Source organism: Dermacoccus sp. Ellin185, from assembly GCF_000152185.1.
Taxonomy (GTDB): Bacteria; Actinomycetota; Actinomycetes; order Actinomycetales; family Dermatophilaceae; genus Dermacoccus; species Dermacoccus nishinomiyaensis.
Map to the genome: position 1 here is coordinate 22,422 of NZ_AEIQ01000090.1, position 11,326 is coordinate 33,747.

6 protein-coding genes and 1 rRNA gene are annotated in these 11,326 nt (G+C 67.6%); 6 read left to right on the forward strand and 1 reads right to left on the reverse strand.

Annotation, left to right across the window (positions count from 1 at the left end; genetic code table 11):
- The first annotated feature begins 49 nt into the window (after positions 1-49).
- From HMPREF0321_RS10560 to HMPREF0321_RS10570, 3 genes are all read left to right on the forward strand, one after another.
- Positions 50-3,409, forward strand: a complete 3,360-nt coding sequence (locus HMPREF0321_RS10560; RefSeq protein ID WP_006946322.1) for a DEAD/DEAH box helicase — start codon at positions 50-52, stop codon at positions 3,407-3,409.
- A 138-nt stretch (positions 3,410-3,547) separates the two neighbouring features.
- Positions 3,548-4,297 carry a trans-aconitate 2-methyltransferase gene (locus HMPREF0321_RS10565; protein WP_006946329.1) on the forward strand — a complete coding sequence of 250 codons (750 nt, stop codon included), beginning with the start codon at positions 3,548-3,550 and terminating at the stop codon, positions 4,295-4,297.
- Positions 4,298-4,363: 66 nt separating this feature from the next.
- Positions 4,364-5,236 carry an SDR family NAD(P)-dependent oxidoreductase gene (locus tag HMPREF0321_RS10570; RefSeq protein ID WP_040014886.1) on the forward strand — a complete coding sequence of 291 codons (873 nt, stop codon included), beginning with the start codon at positions 4,364-4,366 and terminating at the stop codon, positions 5,234-5,236.
- 62 nt (positions 5,237-5,298) lie between these two features.
- Here HMPREF0321_RS10570 and HMPREF0321_RS14970 read toward each other — a convergent pair whose 3' ends face one another.
- A complete protein-coding gene (locus HMPREF0321_RS14970) occupies positions 5,299-5,979 on the reverse strand; it encodes a hypothetical protein (RefSeq protein WP_006946331.1) in 681 nt (226 codons plus the stop codon).
- 206 nt (positions 5,980-6,185) lie between these two features.
- On the opposite strand from HMPREF0321_RS14970, the gene HMPREF0321_RS10580 reads away from it, so the two are divergent.
- The 3 genes from HMPREF0321_RS10580 to HMPREF0321_RS10590 all read left to right on the forward strand — a co-directional run bounded on the left by HMPREF0321_RS10580 (position 6,186) and on the right by HMPREF0321_RS10590 (position 11,144).
- Entirely contained in the window at positions 6,186-8,330 is a 2,145-nt protein-coding gene (locus tag HMPREF0321_RS10580) for a glycosyltransferase family 39 protein (protein WP_139023630.1), read from the forward strand.
- A gap of 114 nt (positions 8,331-8,444) precedes the next feature.
- The gene (locus HMPREF0321_RS10585) at positions 8,445-9,116 is read left to right on the forward strand and encodes a response regulator transcription factor (protein ID WP_038569711.1); all 672 of its coding nucleotides are present in this window, start codon (positions 8,445-8,447) and stop codon (positions 9,114-9,116) included.
- 510 nt (positions 9,117-9,626) lie between these two features.
- A 16S ribosomal RNA gene (locus tag HMPREF0321_RS10590) occupies positions 9,627-11,144 on the forward strand.
- Positions 11,145-11,326: the final 182 nt, after the last annotated feature.

Consider the following 11,326-nt stretch of genomic DNA (forward strand, 5'->3'; position numbering starts at 1 on the left):
CCGCGGAATTCCGAGGTTGTCGCCGCGCTGCGCTAGCCTCGCGGACGTGATGAAGTTCGAGCCGGACGAGGCCACGTGGGTGCTGACGAGCACGGACGTCGGCCTGGCTGCCGTCGTCGGTGACGGCGCCTTCGGGCGCGGTCTCGACTACGCCATCGGGGGCAAGGTCATCGCGCTCGCGACGGCTGATCGCGGGCGTGTCCTCATGGGCACGGTCACCGGCAACGGTCTCGCGCCGTATCAGTGCCTCGTCACGTACAAGGGTGAGGCCGGCAACGGTGAGCCGTTGTGGGTCTCGCGCTGCACATGTCCTGTCGCGACCGAGTGCAAGCATGCGGTCGCCTCGATCCTCGCCGCTCGTCGCGCGCTGACGTCGGGGGTGCGCGAGGGCAGCGTCAGCCGCACATCGGCCCCGTCCGGTACGCGAAACGCCGCCGAGTCCAACGTCGTTCCCCTCTTCGGCGGGGCCGCGGCGTCCTCGACGAGTTCGTGGCGCGACAAGCTCACGGCGAGCCTCGGTCCGGACGAGTCGCAGCGCGCCGCGGCGCGGTCGGCGAGCCCGTCGAGTGATGCATGGCGCGCGCAACTCGGCCTGCAGTTCGAGCCGAAGGCCCGGCCTGCGTCGTTGACCGATTCGACGCCCGTGCAGCGGTTCGAGCTCAAACCGACGAAACTCATGCGTACCGGCCGTTGGTCGCGCACCGCGACGTGGCTCGACGCCCGCAGCAGTGCCGGCATCGCCGAGGCCGAGGAGCACCAGAGCGAGGCGCTGCGCCGCTTCATCACGCCCCACAAACCGCGGGTCGGCAACGGCCAGACCGTCTACCTCGACGAACTGGGTCCCGGCGTCTGGCAGGCGCTCGCCGAACTGACCGACGCAGGCGTCACGCTGATGCTCGCCGCGACGCCGGGTGAGGGCGTCACTCTCGCCGAAGCGGCCGAGGTGAGCCTCGGCGTCCACCGACGCGACGGCGGGCTCGTCCTGACGGCCGACGTCGTCGGTGTCGACCTCGAACCCGAGTTCGGCACGGCGACGCTCGTCGGCGATCCGGCCCACGGCGTCGCCATCCTCGACCGCGGCAGCCTCAAGCTCGTGCCGTTCCACGAACCGCCGCACGCCCTGCTCCAACCGCTCCTGCTCGGCGACGTCATCGAGGTGCCTGAAGCCGACGTGCCCGAGTTCGAGGCCGAGTTCCTGCCGCAGATTCGCCGGCACACGAGCGTCAGCGATGCGTCGCAGACGCTGACGGACGCCGTCGAACCGCGCCTCTTGCTCGTCGTCGAGCCGGTCACCGTCGGCAAGGCGAAGGTCGAGACGTTCTTCACGTACGGCGAACGTCGCCTCCCCTCGCCGCCGATGGGGCGCGGGCGCCAGTTCTCCAGCGAGGCCGCCGTCATCGCGCGCGCGGCGCTGCCGTTGAGTCGTCTGCGCCTGACGCGCGCCGTGCCGGCCTTCGACCTATGGGTCAAGCAGACCGCCGAACTGACCGGTCTGGAGGCCGTACGTCTCGCCGACGCCATCCCCGAGCTGCGGGCGATCGACGGCGTCGACGTCGTCATGAAGGGCGAGTTGCCCGCCTACGAGGAGGCCGAGGACGATCCGATCGTTCAGGTCGGCGTCAATGAGGCCGGCCTCGCAACCGACTGGCTCGACCTGCAGATCACGATCAGCGTCGACGGCCAGGAGGTGCCGTACCCCAACCTCATCGAGGCGATGAGCAAGGGGCGCGACGTCATGATGCTGCCGTCGGGCACGTACTTCCGCCTCGATTCACCTCAGCTGCTCGACATCGCCAAGGTGCTCGAGGAAGCGCAGCAACTCACCGACAAGAAGAACGACGGCCTGCAGATCAGTCGCTATGACATCGGGTTGTGGGATCAGCTCGTCGGGCTCGGCATCGTCGAGGCGCAGCGCTCCCAGTGGCAGGCGGCCGTCGAGGGGCTGACGAGGTCGGGGTGGAACCCGGAGAGCGTCGAGCTGCCCCCGTCGTTCCGGGCGACCCTGCGCCCCTACCAGCTCGAGGGATACGCCTGGCTCGCCAACCTGTGGGACGCGGGGCTCGGCGGCGTGCTCGCCGACGACATGGGGCTCGGCAAGACGATCCAGACCCTCGCGATGCTCGAACGCGCCCGCGCCGCAGGCGAACTCGACACGACGCCCGCACTCGTCGTCGCACCGACGTCGGTGCTGGGCGTATGGGCGCGCGAGGCCGCGCAGTTCGCGCCCGAGCTGAAGGTGAAGGTGCTCGCCGAGACGTCGAAGAAGCGCGGCACCGATGTGGCCGAGGAGATCCAGTGGGACGCTCCGCACGTCGTCGTGACGAGTTACGCCGTCGCACGGCTCGACGCCGACGCGTTCCATGCCTGCAGGTGGCGCGCGCTGATCCTCGACGAGGCGCAGATGGTGAAGAACCACACGTCGCAGACCTTCCAGGCCGTCAAGAAGATCGGCGCGCCGTTCGGGCTCGCGATCTCCGGCACACCGCTGGAGAACTCCGTCATGGACGTGTGGTCGCTGTTCAACCTCGTCGCGCCGGGGTTGTTTCCACGCCCGGAGGATTTCATCCGTCGCTACCGCAAGCCGATCGAGCAGGGGGAGGGGCACGTCGCCACAGATGCGCTCAAGGGCCTGCAACGGCGCATCGGCCCGCTCATGCTGCGTCGACGCAAGGGCGACGTCGCGCCCGATCTGCCCGAGAAGCAGGTGCAGCGCGTCGACGTCGCGATGTCGCCGCAGCACGAGCGCGTCTACAAACGGCACCTGCGGCGCGAGCAGCAGCGCCTCATGGGCCTGCTCAAGGACCCGGACGCCAACCGTGTCGAGATCCTGGCCGCGCTCACCCGCCTGCGTCGTCTCGCACTCGACCCGGCCCTCGTCGACGACGAGTTCGCCGGGCGTTCGGTGAGCCGCAAGGTCGAGACGGTCGTGCAGCAACTCGCCGAGATCGCCGCGGAGGGGCATCGCGCCCTCGTGTTCAGTCAGTTCACCGACTTTCTGGCGATCGTGCGCGAGGCCGCAGCCGACGCCGGCGTCTCGACGACGTACCTCGACGGCTCGACGCGCAACCGGCAGCAGGTCGTCGACGAGTTCAAGAGCGGCGAGGCCGACGCGTTCTTCATCTCCCTCAAGGCCGGGGGTACGGGGTTGACGCTGACGGAGGCCGACTACGTCATCGTCCTCGACCCGTGGTGGAACCCGGCGGCCGAGGATCAGGCCATCGACCGCGCACATCGCATCGGGCAGACCAAGCACGTCATGGTCTACCGCTATGTCAGCGCGGGCACGATCGAGGAGAAGGTCATGGAGCTGCAGGAGAAGAAGCGCAAGCTCTTCGACGACGTCGTCGACGCCGGTGCCGGCGGCGGTCGTCTCACCTCCGACGACATCACCGGCCTGCTCGAGGGGTAGGGCGCGAGGTCGTCACGGGTCGCACGGCTTGGGTGGGCCGCACGGGCGGAGCCCCAATATTTCTCTCGATGCAAAGTATCTTGATGTCAAGAGATCTGGTCTTCCGGCCGGCCGGACACCGTGAGGAGCGCACCAGCCATGACCCGCGAATGGGATGCGAAGAGCTACGACGAGTTGCCGCTGCCGCACGTCGGCTGGGGCAGACGCACCATCGAGCGCATGACGCTGCGCGGTGACGAACGGGTGCTCGACGCCGGATGCGGCACCGGCCGCGACGCGGCCGAGTTGCTGTCGCGCCATCCGGGTGTCGACCTCGTCGGCATTGACGGCTCGTCGCAGATGATCGCGCAGGCCCGCGAGCGGGTCGGGTCTGGGGCCGCATTCGCGGTGCGTGACCTCACCGAACCACTTGACGTCTCGGAGCTCGGCGCGCGGCCAGGCCCGTTCGACGCCGTCATGAGCGTCGCGTGCTTTCACTGGATCAGCGATCACGAGACGCTGTTCGCCCACCTCGCCGCGGTGCTGCGCCCGGGTGGCCGGCTGACGAGCGACTCCGGCGGCGAGGGCAACATCGAGAACGTCGAGCGCGCGATCGCGGCCGTCAACGCCGAGGGCTTCGCCCCTAAGGCCTTCGCCTCGCCCGAGGAGACGCGAGAACACTTGGAGCGCAACGGTTTCGACGTCGATCGCGTCGCGCTGCGCCCGAGCCCGATCCGCCTCGACGACCCCGACGTCATGGAGCGCTACCTCGCGACCGTCTGCCTCGGTTCCTACCTCGAGCGCATGAGCGAGCAGGAGGGCTGCGAGTTCACCCGGGCGGTGCGCGAGGCCATGGTCGAGCCGGTGCTCGACTACGTACGTCTCGAGATCGACGCGGTGCGCCGCTGACGCATCCCGCATCCGAAGCGACGAAAGCGCCGCGAACCGGCCGGTGGCTGACCTACCGTGAAACTCATGAAGCTCAGCCGCCGAACAGCCCCCAGCCACGCCGGTCAGTGCGTCCTCGTCACCGGTGGCGCGTCAGGTCTCGGCCTCGAACTCGTCAAGCTCTTCGTGGCCGACGCCGCCCGCGTCGTCGTCGCGGACCTCCACGCCGAGCGCCCGGCGAGCGTGCCGGACGGCGTCGACTACCTGACGCTCGACGTGCGCGACGATGCCGCTTGGGCCGATGCCCTCGCCTGGGTGGAGCAGCACTGGGGGCGCCTCGACATCCTCGTCAACAACGCGGGCATCGCCGTCGGCGGGCGCATCGACACGACGGCGATCGCCGACTGGGAGCGCGCGCTGTCGATCAACCTCATGGGCGTCGTGCGGGGGTGCCGCACGTTCACCCCGATGATGAAGGCGCAGCGCAGCGGCCACATCGTCAACACCGCCTCGCTCGCCGGGCTCGTCCACGCGCCGGCGATGGCGACATACAACGCGACGAAGGCCGCTGTCGTCGCCGTCAGCGAGACGCTGCAGAACGAACTGGCGCCGTTCGGCATCGACGTCAGCGTCATCTGCCCGTCGTTCTTCCGTACGAACCTCGCGCAGTCGTTGGCCGGAGCCGACGCCGAGATGGAGGCCAACGCCGTCGAGCTCATCAACGGCTCGCCTCGTTCGGCGGCCGATGTCGCCCGCACCGCGTTCGCCGGGATCGGCGCGCGCCGACACATGATCCTCACCGACCCGGACGGCCGGGTCGCCTACGGCGCCAAGCGTTTCGTCCGGCCCGTCTATGACGCGGCCATGGCCGGCGCTGCCAATCGTGTGGCGGCGGGCAAGGATCCGCAGCCCGCGGTACTCACCCAGCTCGGGCAGTGGGTGAAACGCCGCGCTGCCTGAGGGGAGGCCGGCGCGGGCACCCGTATCGCCAGTCTGAGGCCGCCAGTTGGTGGTGTCCGGCGTCAGCTTCCTGACGTTCCGACGTTTCCGCCCGTGCCTCCGGGCGCGGCGCCCGGCATCTGCCCGCCGCTCGGCGGTTGCTGGTTCGCATTGCCCGCCGAGCCGCCGGGCGCCTGGCCCTGGGCGCCCCCGCTCGTCCCGCTGCCCTGGCCTGCGGTGCCGGATCCGGACGCACCGGATCCGGACGTGCCAGATCCAGATGCACCCGCAGAACTGGTGGTGCCGCCCGACGTTCCGTTCGTACCGGAGCCCGAGGTGCCCGAGCCGGGCATCTGCATGCCCGGGCCCATCTGACCAGTCGTGCCCTGCTGATTCTGCGACGTGCCACCGGGCCCGCCCATTCCGCCGCCCATGCCGCCCCCCGACGTTCCGGCCGGCATTGCCGCGGCCGCGCCGATCGACACGAGCGACGCCGTGCCCATGGCCAGCGCCGACACGAGCGCCGACTTCTTCGCCGACCATCGCTCGGGTCCCGGCGCCGACGCGCCTGCCGTGTCGTTGCCGGTCGAAGCGCCCGAGGCAAACGGCGCCTCCTGCTCCGGTTCCCCGCGGCAGTCCGTGCCGGCGTCGCTGTCGGTGCCCGTGTGGGGCAGAGCAGTGCGGCGGACGGGCGGGATGTCGTGCAGTGTCGGGTCGTCGTCGTTCATGCTGTGTGCGTCGGGTCGGGGGTCGTCGTGGTCCATCGTGTCTCCTTCGTGCCTGGCGCCTCGGGTCGCGACGTCGCGGGCGCTCGCCCGTCATCCGCCGTCGACGTTGCGCGCCGGCACTGTGGAGAAGCTGTGCCCGGCGTGTCGTCGGTTCATGAAGCCGCCCGTCGGCCGGCCACTGCACGGCCCCGGGCTGGTCGTCGCACAGCCGGGCCAAAGCCGAGGTCGTGACGCTCGGGGCCATGAACTCCTCGATCTCAGCCGCCGGCTCACGCCTCGCGCGGCGCGCACCGCGTCATCGCTCCCGCCGGGCAACCGACGTGACGCTCCGTGGCGCGACAAGCCCCGATGCCGGGGATACCCCCGGCGCTCTGGGCCCCCGCACCACGGCCTCGAACACCTCCCGCGCCTGGCTGACGCGCCTCGTCACCGGCCCGCACGACGACCCGAACTGGGCCCGCCCGGCGCTGTTGGCCCTGCTCGCGGCGACTGCAGTGCTCTACCTGTGGAACCTCACCGCCAGTGGCTGGGCGAACGCCTTCTACTCCGCTGCGGCACAGGCGGGCTCGCAGAACTGGGAGGCGTTCTTCTTCGGCAGTTCCGACGCAGCGAACTCGATCACCGTCGACAAACCACCTGCGTCGCTGTGGGTCATGGCGCTGTCGGTGCGGCTGCTCGGCCTGAGCAGCTTCTCGATCCTCGTACCGCAGGTGCTCATGGGTGTGGCCACCGTCGCCATCCTGCACGCGACGGTGAAGCGTCACTTCGGCGCGGGCGCCGGCCTGCTCGCGGGCCTCGTCATGGCGCTCACCCCGGTCGCCGTCCTCATGTTCCGTTTCAACAACCCGGACGCGTTGCTCGTCCTGCTCATGACGGCGGCCGCCTGGGCCACGATGCGAGCGCTCGAGCGCGGTTCGGTGCGCTGGATGGCGTTGGTCGGCGCGTTGCTCGGTTTCGGGTTCCTGACGAAGACGCTGCAGGTTTTCCTCGTCATCCCCGGTTTCGGGGCGGCGTTCCTGCTGCTCGCTGCGGCGCCACTGCGTCGACGCCTCGTCGGCAGCCTCGTGGCCCTCGTCGCTCTCGTGGCATCCGCCGGGTGGTGGGTCGCGATCGTCGAACTGACCCCGGCGAGCATGCGTCCCTACGTCGGCGGCAGCCAGAGCAACTCCTTCCTCGACCTGACGTTCGGGTACAACGGCTTCGGCCGACTCAGCGGTGAGGAGACGGGCTCGGTGGGCGGCGGCGGGGGCGCTGCCGGCGGGCAGTGGGGTTCGACGGGGCTGACGCGCCTGTTCGACGCCGAGATCGGCGGCCAGATCAGCTGGCTCATCCCGGCCGCGATCATCCTCGGCGTCATGGGTGTCGTGATGCGCGCGCGTGCGCCGCGCACCGACGTCCGTCGGGCCGCCTACGCCGTGTGGGGCGGCTGGCTTCTGGTGACGATGCTGACTTTCTCGTTCATGGCCGGCATCTTCCACGCCTACTACACGGTGGCGTTGGCGCCGGCAGTCGCGGCACTCGTCGGCATGGGTGGCGCGCAGGCCTGGGAGCGTCGCCGCGAACCGGTCGGCACCCTGACGATGGCGGCCGCGGCCGCCGCGTCGTCGATCTGGGGGTTCGTCCTGCTCTCCCGCACGAGCGCCTACAGCGACGTGCTGCGCGTCGGCGTGCTGACGATCGGAATGACGTGCGCGGCACTCCTCGTCATCGGGCGACGGCTGCACGCGCGAGCCTTGCCCGTGATCGTCGCGGGCGCCGTGGTCGCGGGCCTCGTGGGGCCGACCGCGTACTCGCTCACGACGCTGACCTCCGGGCACACCGGCTCGATCGTCACCGCCGGGCCGGCGTCGGGCGGCATGAGTGGGATGCCGGGTGCGGGCGGCCGTGGCCCCGGTGCTCGCGACCTGGGTGGTTCGCCAGTAGGCGCGCCCCCGGCCGCTTCCTCGACGACGCGTGGCACCGTGCCCACCGGTGCAGGTGGGCAGGGAGTCGGTGGCGGCGGCATGGGCGGGTTGCTCGATGCCACGACACCGAGCGCCGCCGTCATCTCTGCCCTGCGGGCCGACGCGCAGCGTTACACCTGGGTGGCCGCGGCGGTGGGTTCGCAGAGCGCGGCCGGACTGCAGCTCGGAACGGGCGAGCCGGTCATGGCGATCGGCGGCTTCAACGGCACCGACCCGAGCCCGACGCTCGCCCAGTTCCAGGCCGAGGTGAAGGCAGGCAAGATTCACTACCTGCTGGCCAGTGGTGGAACATCGGCGGGCGGTGGGACGAGCTCGGCCCAGACGAGCGATGCGAGCCGCATCCTGGCGTGGGCGGAAGCCACCTACCGTCAGGTGACGATCGGATCGACGGTCTTCTACGACCTGACGCAGCCGCTCGATTGAAGCAGTCAGCCGGCCTCGACAGGGGTGAAACGCATTGGAAATCATCATTCTTCGACGTGTTTCACCTCTAGGGGTGGGGCAACGCGCGGGTGTGCCCCGTACCCTCATGGGGTGATGACTTCCGCCTCCCCCATCCGACTGGCCGTGATCGACGACTACGAGGTCGTCGTCAACGGTCTGGCCAAGATGCTCGAGCGCTACCGCGACCGGGTCGAGGTGGCCGAACTCGACATCGAGGGCCCGATGTCGACGGTCGAGCATCCCGTCGACATCGCGCTCTATGACACGTTCGGGCAGGCGCAGGGCGAGCCTGAGGCGCTGGCGCACCTGCTCAAGGAGCCCCGGGTCGACAAGGTCGTCGTGTACACGTGGAACTTCCAGCCCGACCTGGTGCGCCGCAGTCTCGATGCCGGCGTTCGGGGTTACCTCTCCAAGACGCTGCCCGCGGGCGAACTCGTCTCGGCGCTGGAGCGAGTGCACGCCGGCGAGGTCATCGTCTCGGCCGAGGTGGGCTCCGGCCCCATCGCCGGCGAATGGCCGGGGCGCGAGGAGGGGCTCACGCCGCGTGAAGCCGAGGTGCTCGCACTCATCACCCAGGGTCTGTCGAACAACGACATCGCCGCGCAGACGCACCTGTCGATCAACTCGGTGAAGAGCTACATCCGCACCGGCTATCGCAAGATCGGCGTGACGAGCCGCAGCCAGGCCGTGCTGTGGGGGGTTCGCCACGGCTTCGAGCCCGACCACCGTCGCATCGTCGCGGATCCCACCGTCCAAGATCGCTGAGCGCGCACACGCCAGGGCCGCCCCATCGTCAGGATCGACTGACGGGGGGCGGCCCTGATGTGTCCAAGGGGGTGGCGCAGGTCACCTGACGGTGATTTGGCGTCCACCTGGAGGACGTGTAATGTTTTCCGAGTCGCCGAGGGGCAGACAGCACAGAAACCCCAGTGTTTCCGGGCAGTTTGCCTCACGAGCTCGAACCTCACCGCAGTTTCGACAAGCGCGCCGGCTCCGCCAAGAGCAAGCGCCGAGTTGAAGTCGGGGAGCGAGGGTGGTAAGGTTGACGAGTTGCCCCGAGCGGGTGGCGAGCGAAAGTTCGCCGCTTCGTGTGGTGTGCGATGGTGTTTTGAGAACTCAACAGCGTGCCGATGTGATCATCGCCAAACATTTTAGTGGCACTTATGGAGTGTCGCGTGTTTTGGCTGAGTGATTAATGATTGTACAGAACGACGATGACCCTTTTGGGGTTGTTGTTTGTCACCGTTTTTTTCTCGGTCAGGGTAACAAATTTTTTCTACGGAGAGTTTGATCCTGGCTCAGGACGAACGCTGGCGGCGTGCTTAACACATGCAAGTCGAACGATGAAGCACCAGCTTGCTGGTGTGGATTAGTGGCGAACGGGTGAGTAACACGTGAGTAACCTGCCCCTCACTCTGGGATAAGCCTGGGAAACTGGGTCTAATACTGGATACGACCGATCTCCGCATGGAGTGTTGGTGGAAAGTTTTTGTGGTGGGGGATGGACTCGCGGCCTATCAGCTTGTTGGTGGGGTAATGGCCTACCAAGGCGACGACGGGTAGCCGGCCTGAGAGGGCGACCGGCCACACTGGGACTGAGACACGGCCCAGACTCCTACGGGAGGCAGCAGTGGGGAATATTGCACAATGGGCGAAAGCCTGATGCAGCGACGCCGCGTGAGGGATGACGGCCTTCGGGTTGTAAANNTTCACCAGGGACGAAGCTAACGTGACGGTACCTGGAGAAGAAGCACCGGCTAACTACGTGCCAGCAGCCGCGGTAATACGTAGGGTGCGGCGTTGTCCGGAATTATTGGGCGTAAAGAGCTTGTAGGCGGTCTGTCGCGTCTGCTGTGAAAGACCGGGGCTTAACTCCGGTTCTGCAGTGGGTACGGGCAGACTAGAGTGTGGTAGGGGAGACTGGAATTCCTGGTGTAGCGGTGAAATGCGCAGATATCAGGAGGAACACCGATGGCGAAGGCAGGTCTCTGGGCCATTACTGACGCTGAGAAGCGAAAGCATGGGGAGCGAACAGGATTAGATACCCTGGTAGTCCATGCCGTAAACGTTGGGCGCTAGGTGTGGGACTCATTCCACGAGTTCCGTGCCGCAGCTAACGCATTAAGCGCCCCGCCTGGGGAGTACGGCCGCAAGGCTAAAACTCAAAGGAATTGACGGGGGCCCGCACAAGCGGCGGAGCATGCGGATTAATTCGATGCAACGCGAAGAACCTTACCAAGGCTTGACATACACCGGAATCATGCAGAGATGTGTGCGTCTTCGGACTGGTGTACAGGTGGTGCATGGTTGTCGTCAGCTCGTGTCGTGAGATGTTGGGTTAAGTCCCGCAACGAGCGCAACCCTCGTTCCATGTTGCCAGCACTTCGGGTGGGGACTCATGGGAGACTGCCGGGGTCAACTCGGAGGAAGGTGGGGATGACGTCAAATCATCATGCCCCTTATGTCTTGGGCTTCACGCATGCTACAATGGCCGGTACAGAGGGTTGCGAAACCGTGAGGTGGAGCTAATCCCAAAAAACCGGTCTCAGTTCGGATTGGGGTCTGCAACTCGACCCCATGAAGTCGGAGTCGCTAGTAATCGCAGATCAGCAACGCTGCGGTGAATACGTTCCCGGGCCTTGTACACACCGCCCGTCAAGTCACGAAAGTCGGTAACACCCGAAGCCGGTGGCCTAACCCTTGTGGGGGGAGCCGTCGAAGGTGGGACTGGCGATTGGGACTAAGTCGTAACAAGGTAGCCGTACCGGAAGGTGCGGCTGGATCACCTCCTTTCTAAGGAGCATCAAGCCCTTGCCACACCGTCCGTGTGTGGGGGGTGCTCATGGGTGGAACGATGATCATGGTGCAGCCTGCATGGTTGCCGGCATCAGCGAGTACGAACCAGTCATACACGTCTTGATCCCTTGATGGGGTGAGGATGTGGGGTTGGTTGGGGAAAGCGTGGTGGTGGTGAG

Bases quoted from the DNA above. Each gene is read 5' to 3' on its own strand.
- HMPREF0321_RS10580 (WP_139023630.1), top strand. From the start codon at position 6,186: ATGAACTCCTCGATCTCAGCCGCCGGCTCACGCCTCGCGCGGCGCGCA.
- HMPREF0321_RS10570 (WP_040014886.1), top strand. From the start codon at position 4,364: ATGAAGCTCAGCCGCCGAACAGCCCCCAGCCACGCCGGTCAGTGCGTC.
- HMPREF0321_RS14970 (WP_006946331.1), bottom strand. From the start codon at position 5,979: ATGGACCACGACGACCCCCGACCCGACGCACACAGCATGAACGACGAC.
- HMPREF0321_RS10585 (WP_038569711.1), top strand. From the start codon at position 8,445: ATGACTTCCGCCTCCCCCATCCGACTGGCCGTGATCGACGACTACGAG.
- HMPREF0321_RS10560 (WP_006946322.1), top strand. From the start codon at position 50: ATGAAGTTCGAGCCGGACGAGGCCACGTGGGTGCTGACGAGCACGGAC.
- HMPREF0321_RS10565 (WP_006946329.1), top strand. From the start codon at position 3,548: ATGACCCGCGAATGGGATGCGAAGAGCTACGACGAGTTGCCGCTGCCG.